Here is a 24,386-nt window from a genome sequence, read left to right on the forward strand (position 1 = left end):
CTATGAAACTATCAATAGTGGAAAATGGCAAGAAACGAGAAAGCTCTATCGATTTCTCCAGGTTTGCCAGGGAAATTAAAAGAAACAGTTGGAAAATCCTCCTCGGCGCTGTGATTGCTGGAGCAATTGCCTGGCCACTTATCAACATGATGACATCGAAGTATGTCTCAACGGCAACCGTGCTTATTAAGGCACAGCCTGATAATGTCTCACCGTTCCCGCAAGTCGATGGCTATGATTCGACACGTAACGGCTACTACGAAACGCAATACGCGTTAATGCAGTCACGTATTGTGCTTGCCCAGGCCGTTCGAAATTTGAAATTGGATGAAAATCCAGATTTCAATGGCGTTAAATCAGACAGCAAAGATGCTAATACTCCCAAAAATCAGCAGCAACGCATTGATAATGCGCTGAAAAACATGCTGAAGAATCTCACTATCACCAGTATTCGTACGACACACCTGGCATCTATTTCCTATGAGTCACCTTCCCCAGAAATGGCTGCAGAGGTAGCTAACGGTGTTGCGCAGGCGTTTATCAACTATACGGCTGAGCAAAAGCGTATCAATACGCAGAAAGCTCGAGAAAGCAATCTGCAGAAAATGGACGAGTTGCAGAAACAAATCGCCGTACAAAAGCAGGCAATTGATGCATACCTTAATAAAGAAGGGTTGTTGACCTTCCGTGGTGTAGATGGTTTTGAAACAGAGCAGTTAGGTATTGTGACTAACCGTCTTGCCGACGCGACTCAGCGCCGGGTGGCTGCAGAATCGCTGTACAACGAAGTTCGTAGAGGTGCAGGACAATCTCTCGAAAATGTCATTTCTCTCCCGGTAATTTCGGACCATGCACAGATTCAGGACTTACGTATTGCATTAATCCAGGCAAAACGTTCGCTGTATGAATTGCGTAAATCCTATGGCCCTAAGCATGCCAAAATCCAGGAAGCGCAGGCTCAGGTGCAGGCGATTGAGGATCAAACCTATAATGTGTTGGGAGAGCTTGAAACGGGATTGCGTCAACAATATCAAGCTGCACTGGCAGATGAAAATAACTACCAGAAACAGTTAGATCAGCAAAAAGAAATATTCCAGAAACTGGCTAACAAGCGCGATGGTTATAACAGTTTGAAACTGGCGCTGGATAAAACAGAAGAGTCATACAAAGCGTTGTATCAGCGTACTCAGGAACAATCGCTTTCAACTAATTATGCTGAGGCAGATGCTGTATTGTATGACCCGGCAGTGCCGGCTGAAAGCCCATCCAAGCCTAATAAATCGCTGCTGTTTATTATGGTGGTCTTGTTAGCGTTGGCATTTTGCATCATGTACTTCATCGTGAAAGCCGCGATGGACAGCACGATTAACAACTTGAGTCAGGTGAAGAAGCGTTTGAACCTCGAACCGCTCGGTGAGATTCGCCGCTATAAGGGGCTCGCGAGTCGTGCGCAAATCCGTGATGTTATCTCCAATAACCCACAAAACGCCGACATTATTCACAGTATCCGCACGCATATTATGCTAGATAATCGGCAGCTTCAAACGATTGCTGTGACATCAGCGGACCATGGAGATGGGCGTACATTGCTGGCAAATCTGTTGGCAAATTCATTTAGCTTCGATCAAAAAACGTTGCTTATCGACCTGGATTTTTACAATAAAGAGGGTTTGTCGAGCGAGCTTGCTAAGCCTTCCGCGCAAGGTGTTGCGGAGTTGCTTCGTGGTGAAGTGACCTCCGAAAATCTGATTGTTAAAGTGAATGACAATCTTGATTTCCTGGCACGGGGTAATGCGACGGTTTCTTCATTACTCATGCTGTCATCAGAAAATCTTGAGCACTTAATGCGTGAGCTACGCAGTAAGTATCAGCGAATTATTATTGATGCAGCGGCGGTGAATCAGAGCCAGGATAGCCAGTTAATTAGTCGGGTTACAGATGGCCTGATATTCGTATTAAAAGCAGGTGCAGCCCCGGCCGATCACATTATCCATGCGTTGGATAAAATTGAAGCCAATCAGTCTGTTGTTATCGGCGTAGTCATCAATCAAGTTTTTGATAAAAATCTGGAGACGAAAGAGGGATTACGTTCACTCAACCTGCAAACTAACGAACTGATTAATGGCACAGGCCGGGTATGAGTTTACTGAAGAGCGCGTCTACGATTGCAGGTTCATCAGTCATTTCGCAACTGATTGGTGCGCTCTCTATTTGGTTGATTTCTCATAAATATGACTTAGCAGAAGTAGGGCTTTACGCGCTTAATTACAGTATTGCGTTGATTGGTGCCCAGGTATGCACATTTGCTTCGCACCTTTTGATTCCGAAGCAGCAAGATGATGAGTTAGCTCAAAATGTCGTATTTTGTCTACTGCAAAGTTTAATGACTGCTCTGCCGTATGCTTTGCTAACTGCCTGGTTATTTGACCAGAATATTTTCTTCCTTTATCTACTCACGCTTTCTAATACGTGGGTGTTGATATCGGAAAACTTATCGTTACGTACGGCTAATTTTGGCTTTCTGGTCTTTCAGAGAATATCTGTTTCCGTGGTGGTGGTGCTTTCTGTCATGCTCACCACCCATGTCCAGGCGTTCTATTGGGCATGGGCATGTTCAATGATGTTTTTAACGATTGGCTGCATTCTTTGCGCATTTGATATGCGCTCGGTGACATTACAGCATTTAAGTCCGAAAAATAATCTGGTGTTCTTTAATAAACACGTTCATCACATCACCAAAGTAGGTAGTGCTGAAGTGCTGGCAATGGCGAACGGTAATTTACCTATTATGCTGATTAACTTTTGGTTCTCAGCTTTGACAGCTGGCTATTTTTCTATTGTCAGCCGCTTTTGTCTTGCTCCGGTGGTGATCATCGGAAATGCAGTTCGCAACACTATTTTTTCAAAATGGTCTATCGATTTTAGACATAACACCTTCAATTATGACGAGTACAAAAAAGTACGTTTGCTACTGCTGGTATTGGGGGTGATCTGTACCTTAGGGGTATTTATCTTCTATCCGATAGTTATGCATCTTGGTTTCAGTGAAGATTGGATTAACTCGATTCCGACCTCTCGATATATGTTGCCTTATTTATTCCCGGCTTTGGCAATCTGTCCGCTGACAGTGATTGAGCTTATTTTTGGCTCTCATCGTTACTTTTTGCGCATTCAGTTTGAACAATTGGCTATCGTGTTGATTTCGTTTGTAATAGTACCTTATTTTTATAATAGCTATGCAACATCAATCATCCTGTTCTCAGTACTAACATTCGTCCGCTATGCGTTTATTTATCTGAAGGTCAATAAACGCGCCAACCTTTTAAAAGACAGACCGGTTGTATTATGAATCTTAATACAGGGCACTATTTACAGACCTACTCTTTAATTACCCTCGTGTTTTGTGGGGTAGTTCAATATTTCACCGGCGTATTAGCAGTGCTGTGGATCCCATTTTTTCTGACCTTGCTGATGTTTAGCCTTTTGGTCATGCAAACGCGTTATGAAACATTACAGCTGGATAAGCAAGAAACAATCGTGCTCGCGCTGTATCTCATCTTTCTGGTCATGGCAGGAGTCTCGACAATTTTGCAGGAAGGGGTAACGGATGCGATTGTCGGGTTTAAAAATGAAATTGCACTTTCGCTAATCATGTTTTGTCTGTTATTGGGATTCTGCCGTGAATCGCAGGTCTACCGTATAACCAAAACTTTATATTGGGTGTTTTACGCACAATTCCCAATGGTTCTCTACCAATTATTGTTTGTGGTTCCCCAGCGTGTGGCTGCATATGGTGAGGAAGATAAATGGGATTCAGTGGTAGGAACCTTCGGTGGTGACCCGATGGGCGGTGGTAATACTGCGGCAATGGGGCTGTTTTGCCTGCTGATTATGTTGTTGAAAATCTCTGAATTTAAGCACGGGCTAACGACATTTAAATCAATGGTACTGCATATCATATTAGGCTTTGGCTTATGTATCGTTGGCGAAGTAAAGTTTGTTATCTTGTTATCGCCAATACTCATGTGCTGGGTTTGGCTAATGCCAAGTTACGTTAAAGGGATGAGTAAAGTTAATCTTAAAGCATTGCTGCTGATTTTTGCAGGCATGGCTCTATTGATTACGTTTGCGATACTTATCCTGGCTGCTGGTTATTCATCCGCATTTGGTAGTGACCCAACAGAAAGTTCATTGAGTGTCTTCCTTTCTTCGTTAGATTATATATTTGATCCCAATTATATTCTGCCATCAGGGGAGATTGGTCGCTTTACTACACTAACTTTCTGGCTTAGAAATAACGATCTTTGGGGGCTTTCAGGAACGTTGTTTGGCTATGGTTTGAATGCGACAAATAGCGGCAGTATTGTCTCACCGGGATTTTTAAACCTTACCTATAACTTGATTCTGGATTCAACCTCTTTGAGTATGTTGCTTTGGGAAGTGGGTGCAGTCGGAACAGTGCTATTTATTGGCCTAATTATTTATACACTAAAAATCGTGCAACCTAAGCCCTTATTGGAACGCGAGACATTAGATCAGCAGGATCTCCAGTTACTGAGTTTCTCACCTGCTTTTAGTGTTTTTGCTATTAGCTGTTTATTGAGTCTACCCTACAGCCAAATACTCACCATCACCCCGATGTTGCAATTTATTTTTTATCTATCGCTAGGTTCGAGTCTGGTAATTCGTCGATCCGTTTGTCGTTATGCGGAGCAATAATATGGTTAATAAACCGTTTATTACAGTGAGTATTAAAACCCTCAACGAAGCTAAATGTATCGAGAAAACTATCGATAGTATTCAACAGCAGATTGCTGCTTACCCGCATAAGATCATTGTGGCTGATAGTTTATCGACCGATAACACTCAACAATTAGCGAGCGCTAAAGGCGTGACCGTGGTCTCTTTAACGCAGCCTGTGGATCGTTGCTGTGGAGTTGGGCATCAGCTAGGTTATCTGTATAGCGAGGGTGAATATCTGCTGTTAATGGATGGCGATATGGAACTGGAAAAAGGGTTTATAGATAGCGCGTTGACATTTCTTGAGACACACCCAGAATATGCGGGCGTTGCGGGTACCGTTGAAATGGATGACGCTGCAAATTATGAGTTTAAGTCACGCAAGCAACGACTGCATGAAATATATCCGATAGGTGATTGCGATCATTTAGGCGGTGGAGGCTTATATCGTCGCGTGGCAATTGAGAAAATTGGTTATCTTACCAACCGTAATCTCCATGCCTTTGAAGAGGCGGAGCTTGGGATGCGTTTATTGCATGCCGGTTATAAGTTACATCGCCTTGACGTCCCTTATTTCAGCCATACCTCGCATAATATGCCGACATTTAAATTATTAATGTATCGCTGGCGCAGTGGCTACAACCAGGCAACAGGGGAGTTATTACGCAGTGCCTGGGGGAAACCCTATCTCCGTGATGTTGTCAAAATGGTCAAAAACGAGATTATTTTTTCTATTTATATGTTTGCGCTGCTAATTTCGATATTGACATTTAATGCTGAGATTATAGGTGTAGCGCTATTGCCATTGCTTGCATTTATTATCCTGAAAGCCATTAAAAACCGTTCGTTAATTAACGGGTTGCATAGTGTTGTAAATTTAGCTGTGCTCTCTGCTGGATTAGTCAAAGGGCTGACTCACCCAGTGCGAGATCCTATGGTTCCACCCGACAGCAAAGTTATCCATGAATAGGCGGCCATGATGAAAATATTACTGGTAAATAAATTTTTCTACATCAAAGGCGGCGCGGAAACAGTTTATTTTCAAGAGCGCGATATGTTGAAGCAAGCTGGTGTCGAAGTTGTTGATTTCTCTATGCAACATGAGAAAAATTTCCCATCGGATTATGCAGAATACTTTGTCAGTAACGTGGATTATCACAAAAGCAGTAACTTACTCGGTGGGGTTAAAACATCGGTGAATTTTATTCATAACGCTGAAGCATGCAAGAAAATGAAAGCGTTACTGGATAAAGAACGCCCGGATATTGTTCATTTTCATAATATCTATCATCAGCTTACTCCTTCAATTATAAAGGTTGCCCGGGATTTCGGTTGTAAAACAGTGTTAACGGCTCACGACTACAAAATTGCTTGCCCTTCATACGCGATGTTGCGAGATGGCAAAGTGTGCGATGCGTGTATCAACGGTGCTGTCTATAACGCTTTCATATATCGTTGCTATGAAGGCTCGGCATTTAAGAGCTTATTACTTTCTTTAGAAGCAACCTGGCAATATATTGCAAAAAATTATCAGGCTATTGACGTTATTATCTCGCCTAGTGAGTTTTTGCGGGGGGTGATAAAGCATACATTACCCAACTCGCGTATTGATGTGATTGTTAATGGCATTGATGACAGTCAACCATTTGATAATATTGAAGATAGAGGCTACTTGCTTTTTGTAGGACGCATCAGTCCTGAAAAAGGTATTGAAACCTTAGCTAAAGCGCATCAGATGATGCGTAATAAAATACCACTAAAAATTGTTGGTCATGGTCCTATCTACAATGAATTGATTGAGAAGTATCCCGATGCTGAGTTTCTTGGTTTTGTACACCAGGGTGAAGAATTAGATAATCTTATAAAACACGCGCGTACGGTTATTGTGCCTTCGGAATGTAATGAAAATTGCTCAATGTCCGTGCTTGAAGCAATGTCTTTTGCTCGGCCAATTGTTGGTTCACGCATTGGTGGAATACCTGAACAAATCCGTGATGGTATTGATGGGGCCTTATTCGAACCAGGAAACGCACAACAGCTTGCCGATATACTTGATGATTTAGCCATCAATCCAGAAAAAGCCCAGCGCATGGGGCTCAATGCCCATGATCGACTTTGCGGTAAATATGCAATGCGCGATCATGTTCAGGCATTACTGAATTTGTATCAAGAACTGCTAAGCAAGCCATAATATGACCAGAAAAATTACGGTTCTGGGCACTCGTGGAATTCCTGATGTACTCGGTGGGGTGGAAACGCATTGCCAAAATCTCTATCCCGCAATCAAACAACAATTTGATGTCGATATTTGTGTTATCGCTCGTGCTCCTTACGTCGATTATCGTCATTCGCAGTACAAAAATATCGAAACCCGCGCACTGTGGGCACCGAAAAAACGCGCTTTAGAGGCCATTGCCCATTCAGTTTTAGCCGCATTTAGCACCGTGTTTGATAAATCATCAATAGTTCATGTTCATGCCATTGGCCCGGGGCTTGTCGTGCCATTACTGCGTTTGCTGGGGAAGAAAGTGGTATTTACTCATCATGGCCCTGATTATGAGCGTCAGAAATGGGGATATATTGCGAAGCAGGCTTTACTGATTGGTGAAAAACTTGCCGTTAATTATGCCAATGAAGTCATTGTTATTTCTGAGGTGATTAATCAGCTGATTCAAAAAAAACACCGGCGTATGGATGCACATTTAATCTACAACGGCGTTAATAATCCGGAATCACTGGCGGTAGAAACCATAAGCAAAACACTGGGTCGTTACGCACTAAAACCTAAGAACTATCTTGTGGCGGTAGGGCGTTTTGTGGAAGAAAAAGGGTTACATGATTTAATTGTTGCCTACCAGCAGTCAGGCGTCTCAGAGACATTAGTATTGGTTGGTGATGCGGATCATCCTTCTGACTACAGTATGCGTCTGAAGCAATTAGCGATAAAAACACCGAACGTTATTTTGACTGGTTTCTTAAAAGGTGATGCACTGAAGGCGGTCTTTTCTCAGGCTAAGCTGTTTATAATGCCTTCGTATCACGAAGGGTTGCCAATAGCATTGCTGGAAGCAATGTCGTATTCACTGCCTGCTGTAGTCAGCGATATTCCGGCAAATCTGGAAGTAGGGTTGCCAGCTGAAGCCTATTTTAAAGTTGGTGATGTTGCTGATTTAGCCGAAAAAATTAAGGCCAGAGTGGTACTGCGTGACATTGATTACAGTGATTTTCTACGAAATTATGACTGGCTTGAAATTGCCAGAAAAACAACAAGTGTCTACCATTTAATAAATAAATCAATAGGTTAAAATTGAGTAATTCAACCAGACGCCCACTCGTTCTTGATCATTTTTATGAAGTGCTTGATGAACAAACACAGGCACAACTGACTGCTGAACAAAAGCAGGATATAGAAGATGCGATTATTTCAGTCACGTTGTCTTCACATCACCGCATCGATATCCGCAAGAGCTTCCCATTTTTTGGCACACGCTATTATCTGGTCTTTTTATTAGGGCGAGATTTCCGTAAGCGATTACGTAAAGAATCGACACTGGTGCGCATCGTCGTGACGATTCTGATCCTTTCAGGCTTGCTGTTCGCAACGCTCTGCGTGCTACTCACGCTATATATGATTAAGTCTGCAGTAGGTATTGATCTCATTCATGATTTCCATGTTGGGATATGGGACTGGTGGCTCAGTCTGAGGAACAAGTAGCTTTGGGTCATTCACCGTCTACGGATATCGGATTCTCATGAAGATTAAAACTTTTATAGCGTTAATATGCATGTTCGTTCCGGGTTCCGTACTGGCTGCGTCAATGACAGTCGTTACACCAAAGGCGCTTTCAGGCCCGCTCACCAACCCCGGCATGGGCATCGCCAGTTTTCACCAGGGTTATGGCGAACAACACACTGAGGCCGACTACCCGAACCCCGGCATTGAATATGAGCGCTTCTACTGGAGCGAGCTTGAACCGGTTGAAGGGCAATTTAACTACGCGCTGGTTGATGAGGCTTTTAAATTCGCGGCGATGCACACGCCCGCGATGAACGTTGGGCTGCGCTTTATGGCACTTGATGGCCCTGAAAGCGGTTCTAAAATCCCTGACTGGTTAATTAAAAAAGTTAAGGGTGTCTGGACAGCAGACGGAAAAACTTTTGCCCCCAATCTCGATGACCCAATATTTTTGCAATACAGCCAGCGTCTGCTCAACGCTTTCGGCAAGCGTTACGACGGAAATGAAAACCTGGCATACCTTGATATTGGCATGGTGGGGTCGTGGGGAGAGTGGCACAACAGCAATTTTCCCTCGCTTGAACCGCTTGATAAACGCTACACCCCAGCGCAATTAGAACAGTACGTCAGAATGCATTTTGTCTCGTTTCCAAAAACACCGAAAATTATGCTGATTGCCGGTGGCCACAACCTGGCCAGCGCCGTGAAGCAAGGCGCAGGTTGGCGCGCCGACTGTTTGGGCGACTGGCGTAACTTTTCGGCGACCTGGAATCTGATGGAAGATGATTATCCGCAGCGCTTAGAGGCAGCCGAAGCTGCGTATTCCGGTTTTAATGATGCCTGGAAACGAGCGCCTGTGAGTTTTGAAATCTGTGGGTACATGCCAGAGTGGAAAACCGAGCAACACTACACGCTTGCCGAAGTACAACGCACATTTGACTGGGCCATCGCACAACATGCCAGCACGATTAATTTGAAGTCACGGGCAGTGCCAAAAGAGTATCGTGGCATTGTCGACCGGGCGCTGATCAGGCTTGGTTATCGCTTTCGTTTAGTCTCATTGAGCCATGATTCTACTGTCGTAAAAGGCGGTATCCTGGCGCTTAATAGCCAGTGGGCTAATGACGGAATCGCACCTATTTACTTGAAATATGATGTGACATGGCGTGTGGTTAACGAGTCAAATAAAGTCATTACTCAGGGGAGAACGGGTGATGATATTCGCACCTGGTTACCAGGAGTGCGACCCACCACATATCACCTGCCAATACCTGCGAAGGTGGTTAACGGGCAGTATTATATTGAAGTGGCAATGCTGGATAGCACGGGGAAGTCGAGGATTAATCTGGCTAACGAAGGGAAGCGTAGTGATAGCTGGTATCGGATTTCTAAGTTAAATATTGAGTAATTAATTGGCTCTGAGTCTGGCAATGCAGACTCAGAGTGTAAAAATCATCATAAAGAGACATTAAGAACTGTATCCATTCGGATTATTTTTCTGCCAGTTCCATGTATCACGCATCATCTCATCAAGTGTTCGCGTGGCCTGCCATCCCAGTTTTTGTTTTGCTAAAGATGAATCTGACCAGCACTCTGCTATATCACCGACGCGTCGTTCCACAATCTTGTAGTTAATCTTTGTCTGAGATGCTTTCTCAAATGCCTCAATGAGATCAATGACGGAATAGCCCACCCCAGTACCCAAATTGATCGCTTTAAAAGATGAACCCTCATTTTGATGATCCAACGCCGCCAGATGGCCACTGGCTAAGTCCAGCACATGAATATAATCGCGAACACCAGTGCCATCAGGCGTTGGGTAATCATTGCCATACACTGATAGACACTCGAGTTTGCCGATGGCCACTTGTGAAATATAGGGAACCAGATTATTTGGAATACCGTTTGGATCTTCACCAATTCGCCCCGATTGATGGGCGCCAACTGGATTGAAATAGCGCAAGCAAGTAATGCGAAATTCCGGCTGCGCGAGGGAGAAATCACGCAGAATCTGCTCAACCATTAATTTAGAGGTGCCATAAGGATTGGTTGTACCGCCTGTTTGGCAATCCTCACTCAACGGGACTTTTTCGGGATTTCCATATACCGTTGCCGATGAACTGAATATGAGGCTTTTTACACCTGCATTTAACATCTCACTGAGTAAAACCAGGGTGCCAGTAACATTATTCTCATAATATTCCAGTGGTTTTTTAATTGATTCACCAACAGACTTTAAACCAGCAAAATGAATAACATCGGTAATCATATGTTCTGAAAAAACAGTTTTCAAAACAGGCTTATCTAAAATATTAGCAACGTAGAGAGTGGGTTGTTTTCCTGTTAACTCTGCAACCCGGTCTAAAGATTTTTGAGATGAGTTAGAGAGATTATCGATAACGATGACGTCATCACCTCTTTCAAGTAAAGCCAATACAGTATGTGAGCCTATATAGCCAGCACCACCGGTAACAAGAATTGCCATAATATCTCCAGATAAATATTACAAAACTAGTGTGGTATTAAGTGCTTAATTTACTGTCAACTATTGAAAGCGTAGCACTGGTCGACGGTTTTTTCTTGCTTATATTCAGGCAAAAGATTTTTTACGGTATTTAACCCAAGCTTTAAATAAAACCTTTTTTAAAGGAGATAAAAGGCTGAATGTCCAATTTTTAGTGTCATAAACAAGGTGGTTACTTGAGAAATTTAAGGTGTGAATACCTGCGCTTTGGTTGATATCAGCTGTAACGTGTGCTGCCAGTTTTTCCTCAAAAAGCAGTGGGCTGAGGCTGGTTAATTCTTTGATAAAAATGGATTTTCCGTAAGACTCAGGCGTGCACTCTTGAGTAAGGATATATTTCTTATCATTGATAAAATAAGAAGCACCAGCCCCTCGATGATGATGGTTACACAGTTTTAAAAGTGGGTTTATTTTTTTCCATTCACCGAGAATTTGATCAGCGGTGTGAATAACCATCTCATTTTTCATAGTAGTAGAAATGAGGTAACAGGAATTCTCGAAGGTGAAGAATATATTATCGGTAAATTCAGCATCGGAAATGAGTACTTTTACCTTGGTCCAGTGAGTGGGAAACTCCGTGGATTGAAAAAGTATCACCTCTTTTCTCTCTGAAGACTCCGGAATCATAAAAAGATTATCGTTAAGATAAAAAAGATATGGGAAGGATAAATGGCACTTTAAATCATCAAACCCCTCCAGTTTGAGATCCTCAATCTCATTAAGATTTTCGTCAAGAACCCGACATCTGAGAATGCCTTTAGAATTCAGAAAACTCAGTGCTTCGTAGAAAAGATAGAGTTTATTGTCTTTCTCTATAATAAAAGGATCTGCCTGGAAGGTATATTTTTTCTTAAGTAATTTAGCTTGTGCACTCTTTAAAATATCCAGAGTGTTTTCGGGGAAAGAATGAGAGTTATTTTTGATGATCATGATATCCCATGATTCATGGAAAAATAACTTTCTCATTAATTTGTTGTTTTTTCTTAACATTTTATCATATTGTCCATATTAGTTATTGCAAGTAACAGGAAGAACATGACGCTTTTTATTATAAATAATACTTAACAATCGATGGGGCATTTCATTACACCCGCAAGCAGTTAGGAAAAAACTGGCATAAGAAGATGCTGATTTGCAGTATAGACGCTCACCTGATATCCGCCACAAAGGAAGGCATTTACCAGAAAAGAGATTTTCAAGAGTTACAGAAGAGAGGGGGAAAGCATTTTAGTGAAGGAGAACCGGCAAGTACAAAATACACTTGCCGGGAATATTTTATTTCGCTTGAGTATCGAGGGTGGAAAGTTCTTTATCGACGAAATACAAGCCTTCACCGCTTTTTCCAACCAGACTTAGTTTATCCAGTACGGACTTGAACAGCTTCTCTTCTTCATGCTGTTCAGAAACATACCACTGCAGGAAGTTGAAAGTTGGATAGTCCTGAGATGTCATTGCAGCATGAGCTAATTCATTAATCTTGCGAGTAATTAACTGCTCATGTTCGTAAGTTACGTTGAACAGGTTATCTAAAGATGAGTAATCATGATCTGGTGCCGGGACCGCATTAATGCGTGGCAAGCTTCCCGTGTCAGTCAGGTAAGCAAACAGGCGCTGCATATGCTCCATCTCTTCCTGAGCATGGCGACGCAGGAAAGCGGCGGCCCCTTCAAAGCTATGGTAGCTGCACCAGGCACTCATTTGTTGATAAAGCAGAGAGGAATAAAGCTCAAGATTCATTTGTTCGTTAAGTTTTTCGATCATTTCAGCTTTTAGCATGGTGCACTCCACAAGAATGTATATTTAACAATGTCGCTACTTTAATTTTATTATTTCTCTAATGCAAAGGAATTGTTAATTATATTATTGTAATGAGAATGGTTGTTAATATTATTTCTCTTTTATAATTAATTCTTTCTGAAAATAAGAATTATTACTGTTTATTTGTGGGTCAGAAGATAAATCTCAACTAACCCTGATTTTAATGATGCAAAGGTCATTGTCCTATTACTGAACAACACTCTCATCTTTCAGATATCGCTCCATTCCCACTCCACGACACTGGTACTCAAGCGTCACTTTTTGGCTCAGGCACAAAGATCCACTGGTCAGGCTACAGGTTTTGATTGGCTCTCCGTAAGGATATGCGGCGATATAGCCCCACTGCTGGCACTGGTGACTGGCTGCTGATTGCGCTACATAAGTATCCACTTTTGCTGTTTGTAATGGCGAGAGGTCAAATCCCAGACGCACCACACCCACCACTTCACTACTTTTCACGGGCACAGGCGTTTTATTCACCGTGCATCCTGCTAATAACGCTGTGGCTAAAATTAAATAAACAGTTTTCATTATGCTGATGCTCAAATGATTTTTTTAATGATTTTAGCACGCACAAAAATGAAAAATGACCAACAGCATAAAGCTGCTTAATTTCAATTAGGTCGAGTTATATGGGCTTTCCTAACATAAATTTTAGTGCTTTATAATATTGAATATGGGCAGTACCAATATTTGTAGGGTGATTAAATTTTGATCATAACTGCCATCAAGTTTGGCTGAATCGTGCCGACAATACTGGTAATGCACGGACCACTCTCAGTATTGGCATACAAAAACCGAATAAACGGAGCTGAGGTGGCTACAGCTGGTGCAGGAAATGCTTTTTATTATTTCACCAGGAAAATACATAACATGAAGTTTATTCGTAATATCAAAATCCGCGTCATGGTGGTGCTGATACTGATCTTCTCATCCATTGCGTGGCTGGCTGTTTCCGGGTTTGCGCTGTGGTTTTTACATGATTTACAGCAAAGCCTGGTACTAAATGCGCAACAAGAAAAGTGGGTAGGTATTATTCGCTTTTTACTCGTGGCCTCCGTGCTTGCAAGCATTGCCATTACGCTTGTCACTGAACGTTATCTTTATTTTTGCCTGGTAAAGCCGGTTGAGAACATTCGCGCACATATGCATATTCTTGCGCGTGGTGAGCTCGAAACACAATTGCCTGATTTAGGCAGTAACTGCATTGGTCTGATGGTTTCTCCTATCCAGAAGATGCAGTCGAATTGGGAAAAGGCCGTTTCCAATATTCGTTCCAGTGCTAATACCATCCGTGGAAATGCCACGGAAGTGGCTGGAGTGAATAACGAATTGTCATCTCGTTCTGAACAACTCGCCGCAGCGTTAGAAGAAACGACTGCCAGCATGGAGCAATTGAGCAGCACCGTTACGCTGAATGCTGAAAATGCCAGCCATGCGAGTGTGCTCGCAAAAAATGCTACTAAGACGGCAGTTAACGGTGGGGAGTCGGTGAAAAAAGTGATGACCACAATGGAGACGATAACCAGTAGCTCTCATAAAATTGTCGATATCACGACCGTAATTAACAGCATCTCCTTCCAGACCAATATTCTGGCGTTGAATGCGGCAGTGGAAGCCGCACGGGCTGGTGAGCAAGGGCGCGGTTTTGCCGTTGTGGCGAGTGAAGTGCGTAATCTTGCACAGCGCAGTGCCGTGGCGGCAAAAGAGATAGAAACCTTGCTCAAAGAGTCCGTAGATAACATCCATACCGGTTCTGAACAGGTGAAGAAAGCGGGTGAAGCGATGGGCGAGATTCTGAATGCTGTCACTCAAGTGAACAATATTATGGGAGATATCGCTAATGCGTCGGGTGAGCAGAGCCAGGGGATTGGGCAAGTGGGAGTTGCAGTAAGACAGATGGATGCGGTCACGCAGCAAAACGTCAATCTGGTTCATCAATCTGCAATGTCATCGGTGGAACTGGAAAAACAAGCGCACCAGCTTAACGATATTGTGGCGATGTTCCGCATCGCAAAACCCGCCTGAAAATGTGGGAATATTCTCAGTGGAATGCAGAAGTGTGAGCGCACCTTAATTTTTTAAAACAAAATTTCATTAAATTTGAAAGTGTGTTTGTGAGCTAGTATCGTTAGTGCATACCAAAGCTATTCACCACGGGGAATCCCGTGACCCAATCAGGAGACGGAAATGAAAATAGCACTGATGATGGAAAACAGTCAGGCTGGCAAAAATGCAATCATTCTTAATGAGTTGCAAGCGGTTGCTGCTGAAAAAGAGTACCCGGTTTACAACGTAGGTATGAGCGATGAGCAGGATCACCACCTGACCTACATCCACCTCGGTATTATGGCCAGCATCCTGTTGAACTCTAAAGCTGTAGATTTCGTTGTGACCGGTTGCGGCACAGGTCAGGGCGCAATGATGTCTCTGAACATCCACCCAGGCGTGGTTTGTGGCTACTGCCTGGATCCTGCTGATGCTTTCCTGTTCTCACAAATCAACAACGGTAACGCATTGTCATTGGCATTCGCTAAAGGCTTCGGCTGGGGTGCTGAGCTCAACGTTCGTTACATGTTTGAAAAAGCATTTACTGGCCGTAAAGGTGAAGGCTACCCGATTGAGCGTAAAGAACCGCAGGTTCGTAACGCCGGTATCCTCAACCAGGTTAAAGCTGCAGTTGTTAAAGAAAACTACCTGGATACCCTGCGTTCTATCGACCGTGAACTGGTGAAAACTGCTGTGACCGGCGAACGCTTCCAGAAATGTTTCTTCGAAAACTGCCAGAACAAAGAGATTGAAGCATTCGTACGCGAAATCCTTGCTTAATCTCTCTTAGTATTGCTTACGGCCAGCCTTTGCTGGCCGTACTTTTTGTGCCAACACCGCTTTAACGCCTGGCGCTTTTAGCGCCATCCTTCTATTCGTCCACTAAAATGTGGAACTGGCTCTTGCGGCCACCTTTGATGTTCGGCAGCCTTACTGTTTATCCCTTGCTCCGGCATCATCTCCGGCCAGTCTTGCTGCACGGCACTGGTTTTTGGGTAAGGGTTATGCAAAGAAGGGTTAGTAAGGGGCTGGATCTCAACTGCAAGAGCTTGAGACCCTGGCAACGACAACATCAGCAATAAGTAAATCGATAAGCGCTTCATAATGGCCTCACACACCTGACCTATAGATAAGTGTAATTGAGGCCAGCAACAGGGTTAATGTTTTTTCGACACACTACTACCCGCATTGTGTGGTAAACGCAGTAGGTCAAACAGACCGACCAGGCAAATAAGCGTAATCATCACAAACGAAATCTTGATAGAAATCCCTGGGATGGCGGTTAAATCCAGCCACTGACTGACGTTCTCCCCCAGGCGAATACCAATCGCACCAAGCGTAATCCCGAGCCCTACAGAAAGCTGCGTTGCGGTACTAAATAGCGTGTTGGCGTAGCTCATTTGCGTAGATGGCACATCTGAAAAGGCAAGGGTACTTATGCCCGTAAACTGCATCGAACGGAACATCCCGCCAAAGAACAGTATTGCTATGGTCACCCAAACTGCGGTGTGCGGAGTAAGAAACGCACAAGCCAGCAGAGAGGCGACGTTCAGAAGGCCGTTAATAATGAGTAATTTCTTGAAACCTAATGCGCGAATTAATGATGTCGTTGCAGGCTTCATTGCGAGATTTCCGGCGAAGACTGCTAACACCAGTAAGCCCGAATGAAAGGCGTCCATTCCGAAACCGACCTGGAATAGTAACGGTAATAAAAAAGGGACTGCGCTGATGGATGTACGAAATAAAGAGCCCCCGTACATCGTCACACCAAAGGTTTGCACCTTTAAAGCATCAAGGCGAATCATCGGGTGCTTAGCGTGTTTAAAGTGCCACAGTGAGAACCACAGCGCCGCTGCACCTAATAACAGCAAGCTCACGGTTGGCAGCGCATTAATTTGCGATTGCCCAAGCATTTCCAGGCCGTACACCAGGCTAATCATTGCCACTGCAGTGGCGGTAAAACCAATGCCGTCAAACGGGCGGCGGTCATCATCGTGAATATCGGGAATCAATCGCCACGCCAGCGCCATGGCAATTAACCCAAGCGGCAAATTGATATAAAAAATCCAACGCCATGAGGCATAGCTGGTGATAAATCCTCCCAGCGGCGGGCCGATAATGGGGGCAACCAGGGCGGGCCAGGTGAGGGTGGCAATTGCGGTTATCAATAAATGTTTAGGAGTTGTACGTAGGACCGCCAACCGCCCGACAGGTACCATCAGCGCACCTCCGATCCCCTGTAAAATGCGCATCGCGACAAACTGCTCAATCGTGTTTGCGATGCCGCACAGTACCGAGGCGAAAGTGAAGATCCCGAGTGCCAGGGTGAATACTTTACGTGCGCCAAATCGGTCAGCAATCCAGCCGCTGGCGGGTATCAATACCGCAAGCGTCAGCAAGTAGGCACTCATACCGATATTCAGATCAACGGCATCGACACCAAAAGTTCGGGCCATTTCCGGCAGCGCGGTGGCAATGACCGTCCCGTCGAGAAATTCCATGAAAAAAGCACCGGCGACCAGGAGTGCCATTCCTGAAATGCCACGCTTTGCTGCTGGAGAAGGGGAGTTAGTCATGAGTGAAATTCAAAATTAAAATAATGTTTTAAAAAATTGCTGAGCCAATTAACCAGTTAAGTCGTGGATATGCAAGCCATTTTGTGTGACGGAGATGTAAAATCCACACTAAAAATGTGTGATGTGCATCACAAAACTATTGATTTGTGTGACAGATGTCATATTATTAGTCGCATAACGAGCAACACCTGCAAAACAAAAAAACTGGAGCACACAATGAAAATGCGCAAAATCCTGAAAAGCATGTTCGAGCAATACTGCAAGACGTTCAAAGATGTACCACCCGCTGGCATGTTTTAATCTGCCTGCTTGAAAAAAACCTGCTGCGGCAGGTTTTTTTATGTCTGAAATTTGCCTTTTTACTCACGAAACGACTCTTTATATCCACAATTTTTTCTTTAGCACTTTTTCGCATAACGTTATGCGTTTTACACTTATTTACATTGTGGGTATGGCTGGTGCACTATGCGGTCTCTAATTGAGACGGAGTCCGTGAATAAATGCGTAAACCCCTGTTGTTATCTGCGCTGTTTGCCTCTTTGGCCCTGGCCCTTTCTGGCTGTGATAATGCAAAAACTGAAACTGCGGCGGCTCCTGCGCCGGCTAAACAAGCAGCCCAGGATGGCGGCAATTTAATTGTTGGCGTGACCACTGGCGATCCTCTGGCGATGAACCCACTGTATGCCAGCGACCGTACCACGCTGACTATTATGCAGACGCTATACGCGCCGCTTTATAGCTTCAATGGTGATAAAATTGAATGGGCTCTGGCAGAGAGTCTTACCCCATCAGAAGATAACCTCTCATACATCTTAAAACTTAAACCGAATCTGAAATGGCAAGATGGCAAGGCCATAACCGCAGATGATGTTGTGTTTACTTTCAATAAGTTGCTTGATGAGAAGCAGCACAGCTTCTTCCGCAGCATGTTTGTGTACGGCGATAAGCCAATTCAGGTCAGCAAAATTGATGACCTGACAGTGAAATTTACTCTGCCGCAGGTGAGTGCTGCGTTTGTAGGCACACTGGTACAGATTTACCCAATCCCGGAACATGTGTTTGCTAATGACAGTGGCGATCTGGAAAAGAGCACCAAAAACGATACTCCAGTCGGTTCAGGCCCGTTCAAATTCAAAGAATATCGCGCCGGGCAGTATTACTCGCTCACTCGCTTTGATGATTACTGGAACGGCAAGCCGAAGCTAGACACGGTGACTTATCGTTTCGCTAAAGACAGCAACTCTGCCAATCTTGCGCTGCAAAACGGCGAAATCAATATGAAGATGATTGACCCTCAGGATGTCAATCGTTTGAAAAGCAGCGGTAAATTCGACTTCGTTATCTACCCGGAAGGGCGTCTGGCATATATGACGTTTAACCAGAATATTGACAGTATGAAGAACAAGGCGCTGCGTCAGGCCATTGCTTATGCCATCAATAAAGATGAACTGGTTCAGGCTGCATTCTCTTCGCTGGAATATGCGCAACCTGCCGCATCGATTCTGACGCCAGATACGCTGTATCAAACCAATGATGTTGAAACCTACAAGTACGATGTTGAAAAAGCGAAAGCATTGCTGAAAGAAGCGGGCGCACCTGCGGATCTGAAACTGCGCCTCGCTTACATCAATAGCAATAAAACTCAGGAAAGCATGGGGCTGTATATTCAACAACAGCTGAAAAACGTGGGTATTGCGGTTGAGCTGATGCCACTGGATGCTAACGCCATGTCGCAACGTAGCCTGGATATGAAAAATACCTCTTATGAGCTGAGTCTGGGTGGCTACATCATGGGTATGGAACCTGATGGCTATAAGTCTTTGTACATGAGCAACGAAGCTTATAACTACGCGCACTACAAAAACCCTGCGTTCGATGCGCTGTGGAACCAGGGCGCAACTGAAACTGACAAAACAAAACGTGCTGAAATCTATAAGCAAATTCAGCAGACCGTTGCAAACGATATGGCATGGTACCCAATTGCCTACACTAACGCGGTTGTTGCAGTCGATAAACGTTTTGCCGGAACCAAAGAGGCTGAACCTAAACCTGTTTATATGTTCCAGGATTGGTCGAAGATCTATCAACAATAATTACTTTATCTTTAAGGGTCTCGTTTAAGAGGCCCTTATTGTAGGTCGGATAAGCGTAGCGTCATCCGACATTGCTTGAGTCAATTTTGAGGCAGTATGAACAACGTGTTAGTACGACGCCTGGCCCAACTGGTGCCGATGCTGTTCTTCATCTCGCTGGTGTCGTTTTTGCTGGTCAAACTGGCACCCGGCGACCCGGTACAGGCTTATATTACTCCGCGTATGAGCCCGGAGGATATCGAGCGTATCCGGCACAGTCTGGGGCTTGATAAGCCCATGTTTATGCAATACCTGTTGTGGCTAAAAAATGTGCTGCAAGGGGATTTGGGTTACTCACTCATTTACCATCGCCCGGTGTTAACTATGATTGCCGAGCGCATTCCTGCAACTCTTGGCCTGATGGGGGCATCACTGGTTCTGGCTATGGTGCTGGCTATCCCGCTGGGCTTAGTGGCGGGCGCTTTCAAACACCGCTGGCTTGATCACTTCCTGAATATGTTTGCTTATATCGGTATTTCAGTGCCTATCTTCTGGTTTGGTATTTTGCTGATAACCGTGTTTTCGGTTCAGCTAAACTGGTTGCCGAGTATGGGCATGCGAACGATTGGTATGGAAGACTCGTGGCTTGATGTTATTCGTCACGGTATTTTGCCGTGCATTGCACTGAGTTTTTATAATCTTTCCAATTACGTGCGTTATATCCGCTCCAACACGATTACGCAGTTGTCGGCTGATTATGTGCAAACACAGTTGGCTTACGGTGCTACACGTCGCTCGATCCTGTTCCGCCATGTGCTTAAAAACGTGCTGCTGCCGGTTATCACACTCTTTGGTATCTCATTTGGCGAGCTGGTGGTGGGCGCATATGTGACTGAAAGCGTCTTCTCCTGGCCAGGCATGGGCCTGTTGGGGATTCAGTCGATAACTTCCCTGGATTACCCATTAATCATGGCGATGATCATGCTTTCTTCATTGATGCTTATCGTCGGAAATTTATTGGCTGACATGTTATATCGCGTGGCTGACCCGCGCATTAAGGCGTTGAGGTAAGACGATGAGTAGACGTTGGCAACAAGTTAAACATGGCCTGAAACGTAATCGTCCAGCTCAAATATCACTACTGATTCTGGTTATTTTCAGCATCGCGGCATTACTGGCAACATTCAGTCCCTGGGATCCAAACCAGATGTCATTGACCGCAAGGCTCACACCGCCGGATGCACAACACTGGTTCGGAACTGATGACTATGGACGAGACTATTTCACTCGTGCTTTATACGGCGGCCAGATTTCGTTAATGGTCGGTTTTCTGGCAATGCTATTTTCAACGTTGATTGGCACGGTGGTAGGCACTGTTAGCGGCTATTTTGGTGGGCGCATCGATAACCTGATGATGCGGGTGGTTGATATTTTAATGTCGATCCCAGCCTTCTTCCTGCTGTTGGTGTTGAACGCTTATTTAAAGCCGGGTATTGGCAATATCATCGTGATTATCAGTGCATTGACCTGGATGAGTATGTCACGCCTGGTGCGTGCCGAAACCTTATCGGTGAAAGAGCGTGAGTATGTGGTGTACGCCCGTGCATGTGGTGAGCATCCGTTAATCATCATTGCGCGCCATATTATCCCGAATATTTTGCCGACCATTATGGTTGCGGCAACGCTGAATATCGCCTCAGCAATCCTGATGGAGTCGACGCTGAGCTTCCTCGGACTTGGCGTACAGCAGCCAAATGCCTCATGGGGAAGCATGCTCAACAACGCGCAATCTTTTATTGGTGAAGCAACATGGCTTGCGATGTTCCCGGGTGTTCTTATTTTGCTGACGGTGCTGAGTTTTAACGTATTGGGCGATGTTTTACGTACTGCCTTTGAGCCCGGAGCTAACCGCGATGAATAACTTACTGGAACTCGATAACCTGCAAACGTCCTTCTTCACCCGTGAAGGGGAAGTCAAGGCAGTGCGCGGCGTAAGCTTTGCAGTCAAACGCGGTGAAGTGGTAGGGATAGTTGGTGAATCAGGCTGCGGCAAGAGTGTTACCTGTAAATCAGTGCTCAAACTGCTGGGTAGCAACGGTAAAATCGTAGGCGGCCATGTCCATTTCATGGGCGAAGATTTAGCCCGTAAAACACCGGAACAAATGCGCCATATTCGTGGCAATGACATTGCCATGATCTTTCAGGATCCAATGACTGCGCTTAATCCGGTGTTGACCATTGGCAAGCAGATGAGCGAAATCCTGATACGCAATCAGAACCTCAGTAAAAAAGCAGCCAAAGAAAAGTCGATTGCCATGTTGCAACAGGTGGGGATTAGTCATGCGCAGCAGCGTTACAACCAATATCCGCATGAGTTCAGTGGCGGTATGCGCCAGCGCGTGATGATTGCTATTGCACTCTCATGCCACCCGGCGTTGCTGATTGCCGATGAGCCAACAACCGCACTGGATGTCACCATTCAGGCGCAGATTTTACGTTTGCTAAAACAGCTACAGCAGCAAACGGACACCGCAATCATGCTGATTACACACGACCTCGGCGTTGTGGCGCAGGTGTGCTCGCGCGTGGTGGTGATGTATGGCGGACTTGTGATGGAGCAGGGGAGCGTGGAGGATATTTTCTACCGTCCAGCACACCCTTATACTCGCGGGCTTTTGGCTTCGTTGCCGCGTCCAGGGGAGGCTAGCGCTCGTTTGTCACCTATCGAAGGTTCGCCACCGGGGTTACTCAACCCACCACCTGGTTGCCCGTTTGCAGAGCGTTGCCCGCAGCGCATGGAGCGTTGCAGCAGTCTGCCTCCCATGTACCAAACCGGAGAGGGGCGTCAGGCAATGTGCTGGCTATGGGATTCGGAGGTGAACAATGCAGGACGTTAAGCCATTAGTCCGTGTAAAGGGCTTACGCAAATATTTCCATAGCCAACAGGGTTGGTTTAATAAAACGCCACCGGTTAAAGCGGTCGATGGCGTGAGTTTTGATATCTATCCTGGTGAAACCTACGGGCTGGTGGGCGAGTCTGGCTGCGGTAAATCAACACTTGGGCGTAGCGTACTACGCCTGTTTGATATTACCGATGGCGAAATTGAGTTTGCAGGCCAGGACATTGCAAAGATGAGCGACAAGCAACTTAAACCGTTGCGCCGCCGCATGCAGGCAATTTTCCAGGACCCATACTCATCGTTAAACCCAGGTATGACTGTCGCGCAGTTAATTGCCGAGCCGATGAAAATCCATGGTTATCGTAAAGAACAGCGCGAAACACGCACACTTGAACTGTTGGAAAAAGTGGGGTTAAAAGCGGAACACTTAAACCGCTTCCCGCATGAGTTTAGTGGTGGCCAGCGGCAGCGTATAAGTATTGCCCGAACTCTGTCAGTAAACCCTGAGTTTGTGCTTTGCGACGAACCACTGTCGGCACTGGATGTTTCCGTTCAGGCGCAGGTGGTCAATATCTTGCAGGATTTACAGCAGGCACTGGGTCTGACATATCTGTTTATTGCTCACGATCTCTCCATGGTGCGCCATATTTCAGACCGTATTGGTGTGATGTATCTTGGGACGCTGGTTGAGGAAGCTCCGGCTGAAACGCTCTACACAGAACCGGCACATCCCTATACCCGGGCACTCCTTGCATCAATCCCGGTGGCCGATCCGCATGTACAAATGCTTGATCAGGGCGGTATTAAAGGCGAATTACCAGGAGCCATGAGCGATTGGCCAGGTTGCAAATTTTGCAATCGCTGCCCAAGGGCGATGGATAAATGCCAAAGCCAAATCCCGGTGATGCAAGAAATTTCACCAGGACATCGGGTTGCTTGTTGGCTGTTTGAAAACTCGTAATGAATGGCGGGGGCTTATTCAAGCTCCCGCACTACTTTGCATGGTTGCCCCATTGCCAGCACACCTGCAGGGATATCTTTGCTGACAATGCTTCCCGCGCCAATGGTGGTGTTATCACCGATTGTCACACCAGGTAAAATAACCACATTGCCACCAATCCAGACATTGCTGCCAACAACAATCGGTTTAGCGCTGGTCAGGAATGGATAATCGGGATTTCCTGTCAGCCGCTCTTTCGCCGACAGCGGATGAACAGGGGTGTAGAACTGAACATTTGGCCCCACCAACGTGTTATCGCCAATCGTCACGGTATTGCAGTCGAGAAACACCACATTGGTATTAATAAAGCAGTTACGGCCAATGGTGACGTGTTTTCCATAGTCACACCAGAACGGTAATTCAATCCAGCTTTCGTCCCCAAAACCCCCCAGCATTTCACGCAGCAGCGTGAGTTTGGTTTCAAAGTCGTGAGAATCGAGCTGTGCCAGCTGTTTGGTTACCGCCCGTGCGTTGTGATACATCCCGAGCAACTCAGGATCGCGAGTGTTGTAATGCAAACCCGCCAGTAATTTTTCATGTTCAGTCATTGTTCTGCCCTTATGTTTATTGGCAGCATTCTAATCGTCTGGCCATAAAAATAGTGTTGTAAAAGCCACAAAATTCTCTTCGCGAATAAAGTAATGGAATGTCGATTACCGATACCGTTTCAGCGTGCAGAAATGTACTATGTCGCCCATTGCGAAACAGGAGAGAAATGATGTCCGAACAATTATCTGTCGACCAGGAACTGGTTTCCGATGTAGTGGCATGCCAGCTGGTGATTAAGCAAATTCTGGATGTAATTGATGTGATTGCACCGGTAGAAGTGCGCGAAAAAATGGCTAATCAATTAAAGACCATTGATTTCGCCACTCATCCGGCAGCGGCAGATCCGGTGACCCGCCGCGCTATTCAGAAAGCGATTAGCTTGATTGAGTTGAAGTTTACGCCACAGAACGAAGCGCATTAAT

23 protein-coding genes are annotated in these 24,386 nt (G+C 45.1%); 17 read left to right on the forward strand and 6 right to left on the reverse strand.

Translation table 11 applies throughout. The features are described 5' to 3' along the window. Nucleotides 1-2: 2 nt before the first annotated feature. From IX31_RS00175 to IX31_RS00210, 8 genes are read left to right on the forward strand one after another with little or no spacing between them, the layout of a single operon-like run. Nucleotides 3-2,141 (forward strand): GumC family protein, encoded by a 2,139-nt coding sequence (locus IX31_RS00175; protein ID WP_034455042.1) that lies wholly within the window; start codon nt 3-5, stop codon nt 2,139-2,141. Next, the gene (locus IX31_RS00180; protein WP_034455043.1) at nt 2,138-3,349 is read left to right on the forward strand and encodes a lipopolysaccharide biosynthesis protein; all 1,212 of its coding nucleotides are present in this window, start codon (nt 2,138-2,140) and stop codon (nt 3,347-3,349) included. The genes IX31_RS00175 and IX31_RS00180 overlap by 4 nt, the downstream gene beginning before the upstream one ends. Continuing rightward, nucleotides 3,346-4,719 (forward strand): hypothetical protein, encoded by a 1,374-nt coding sequence (locus IX31_RS00185; protein ID WP_034455044.1) that lies wholly within the window; start codon nt 3,346-3,348, stop codon nt 4,717-4,719. Before IX31_RS00180 ends, IX31_RS00185 begins: the two co-directional genes overlap by 4 nt. A gap of 1 nt (nt 4,720) precedes the next feature. Then, complete coding sequence (locus IX31_RS00190) at nt 4,721-5,710, forward strand: glycosyltransferase family 2 protein (RefSeq protein WP_034455045.1); 990 nt, start codon at nt 4,721-4,723, stop codon at nt 5,708-5,710. A 9-nt stretch (nt 5,711-5,719) separates the two neighbouring features. Further along, nucleotides 5,720-6,931 (forward strand): glycosyltransferase family 4 protein, encoded by a 1,212-nt coding sequence (locus tag IX31_RS00195; RefSeq protein WP_034457020.1) that lies wholly within the window; start codon nt 5,720-5,722, stop codon nt 6,929-6,931. Nucleotide 6,932: 1 nt separating this feature from the next. Further along, on the forward strand, nt 6,933-8,045 hold the full coding sequence (locus IX31_RS00200; RefSeq protein ID WP_034455046.1) for a glycosyltransferase family 4 protein: 1,113 nt from the start codon (nt 6,933-6,935) through the stop codon (nt 8,043-8,045). 2 nt (nt 8,046-8,047) lie between these two features. Further along, nucleotides 8,048-8,455 (forward strand): hypothetical protein, encoded by a 408-nt coding sequence (locus IX31_RS00205; protein WP_034455047.1) that lies wholly within the window; start codon nt 8,048-8,050, stop codon nt 8,453-8,455. A gap of 37 nt (nt 8,456-8,492) precedes the next feature. Next, on the forward strand, nt 8,493-9,884 hold the full coding sequence (locus IX31_RS00210) for a DUF4832 domain-containing protein (protein ID WP_034455048.1): 1,392 nt from the start codon (nt 8,493-8,495) through the stop codon (nt 9,882-9,884). 60 nt (nt 9,885-9,944) lie between these two features. On the opposite strand, the gene galE is transcribed toward IX31_RS00210, so the two are convergent. From galE to yecR, 4 genes are all read right to left on the reverse strand, one after another. Beyond that, entirely contained in the window at nt 9,945-10,961 is a 1,017-nt protein-coding gene (galE, locus tag IX31_RS00215; protein ID WP_034455049.1) for a UDP-glucose 4-epimerase GalE, read from the reverse strand. A gap of 105 nt (nt 10,962-11,066) precedes the next feature. Continuing rightward, nucleotides 11,067-11,990 carry a glucosamine inositolphosphorylceramide transferase family protein gene (locus IX31_RS00220; protein WP_034455050.1) on the reverse strand — a complete coding sequence of 308 codons (924 nt, stop codon included), beginning with the start codon at nt 11,988-11,990 and terminating at the stop codon, nt 11,067-11,069. A 285-nt stretch (nt 11,991-12,275) separates the two neighbouring features. Continuing rightward, nucleotides 12,276-12,776 carry a non-heme ferritin gene (gene ftnA / locus IX31_RS00225; protein WP_034455051.1) on the reverse strand — a complete coding sequence of 167 codons (501 nt, stop codon included), beginning with the start codon at nt 12,774-12,776 and terminating at the stop codon, nt 12,276-12,278. A 228-nt stretch (nt 12,777-13,004) separates the two neighbouring features. After that, nucleotides 13,005-13,298, reverse strand: a complete 294-nt coding sequence (gene yecR, locus IX31_RS00230) for a YecR family lipoprotein (RefSeq protein WP_338390760.1) — start codon at nt 13,296-13,298, stop codon at nt 13,005-13,007. A 393-nt stretch (nt 13,299-13,691) separates the two neighbouring features. Between yecR and IX31_RS00235 the strand changes: the two genes are divergently transcribed. Both IX31_RS00235 and IX31_RS00240 read left to right on the forward strand, forming a co-directional pair. Continuing rightward, complete coding sequence (locus IX31_RS00235; RefSeq protein ID WP_034455053.1) at nt 13,692-14,846, forward strand: methyl-accepting chemotaxis protein; 1,155 nt, start codon at nt 13,692-13,694, stop codon at nt 14,844-14,846. Between the two features lie 162 nt (nt 14,847-15,008). Next, on the forward strand, nt 15,009-15,647 hold the full coding sequence (locus tag IX31_RS00240; RefSeq protein ID WP_034455054.1) for an RpiB/LacA/LacB family sugar-phosphate isomerase: 639 nt from the start codon (nt 15,009-15,011) through the stop codon (nt 15,645-15,647). A gap of 377 nt (nt 15,648-16,024) precedes the next feature. On the opposite strand, the gene IX31_RS00250 is transcribed toward IX31_RS00240, so the two are convergent. Next, nucleotides 16,025-17,398 (reverse strand): MFS transporter, encoded by a 1,374-nt coding sequence (locus tag IX31_RS00250; RefSeq protein WP_422110223.1) that lies wholly within the window; start codon nt 17,396-17,398, stop codon nt 16,025-16,027. 261 nt (nt 17,399-17,659) lie between these two features. Between IX31_RS00250 and azuC the strand changes: the two genes are divergently transcribed. From azuC to IX31_RS00275, 6 genes are all read left to right on the forward strand, one after another. Then, nucleotides 17,660-17,743, forward strand: a complete 84-nt coding sequence (gene azuC, locus IX31_RS23090; protein ID WP_115628089.1) for a stress response protein AzuC — start codon at nt 17,660-17,662, stop codon at nt 17,741-17,743. Nucleotides 17,744-17,943: 200 nt separating this feature from the next. Beyond that, complete coding sequence (locus IX31_RS00255; RefSeq protein WP_034455057.1) at nt 17,944-19,536, forward strand: ABC transporter substrate-binding protein; 1,593 nt, start codon at nt 17,944-17,946, stop codon at nt 19,534-19,536. Between the two features lie 96 nt (nt 19,537-19,632). After that, nucleotides 19,633-20,586: an ABC transporter permease gene (locus tag IX31_RS00260; RefSeq protein WP_034455058.1), complete on the forward strand. Its 954-nt coding sequence runs from the start codon at nt 19,633-19,635 to the stop codon at nt 20,584-20,586. Between the two features lie 4 nt (nt 20,587-20,590). Next, nucleotides 20,591-21,436, forward strand: a complete 846-nt coding sequence (locus IX31_RS00265) for an ABC transporter permease (protein ID WP_034455059.1) — start codon at nt 20,591-20,593, stop codon at nt 21,434-21,436. Further along, nucleotides 21,429-22,412: an ABC transporter ATP-binding protein gene (locus IX31_RS00270; RefSeq protein ID WP_034455060.1), complete on the forward strand. Its 984-nt coding sequence runs from the start codon at nt 21,429-21,431 to the stop codon at nt 22,410-22,412. The genes IX31_RS00265 and IX31_RS00270 overlap by 8 nt, the downstream gene beginning before the upstream one ends. Continuing rightward, nucleotides 22,399-23,376, forward strand: a complete 978-nt coding sequence (locus IX31_RS00275) for an ABC transporter ATP-binding protein (RefSeq protein WP_034455061.1) — start codon at nt 22,399-22,401, stop codon at nt 23,374-23,376. Before IX31_RS00270 ends, IX31_RS00275 begins: the two co-directional genes overlap by 14 nt. Before the next feature lie 14 nt (nt 23,377-23,390). Here IX31_RS00275 and IX31_RS00280 read toward each other — a convergent pair whose 3' ends face one another. Beyond that, nucleotides 23,391-23,963, reverse strand: a complete 573-nt coding sequence (locus tag IX31_RS00280; protein ID WP_034455062.1) for a sugar O-acetyltransferase — start codon at nt 23,961-23,963, stop codon at nt 23,391-23,393. A 170-nt stretch (nt 23,964-24,133) separates the two neighbouring features. Here IX31_RS00280 and IX31_RS00285 point away from each other — a divergent pair, with 170 nt between their 5' ends. After that, the gene (locus tag IX31_RS00285) at nt 24,134-24,385 is read left to right on the forward strand and encodes a DUF2766 family protein (protein WP_034455063.1); all 252 of its coding nucleotides are present in this window, start codon (nt 24,134-24,136) and stop codon (nt 24,383-24,385) included. Nucleotide 24,386 lies beyond the last annotated feature (1 nt).

Source organism: Buttiauxella noackiae, from assembly GCF_000737905.1.
GTDB lineage: Bacteria > Pseudomonadota > Gammaproteobacteria > Enterobacterales > Enterobacteriaceae > Buttiauxella > Buttiauxella noackiae.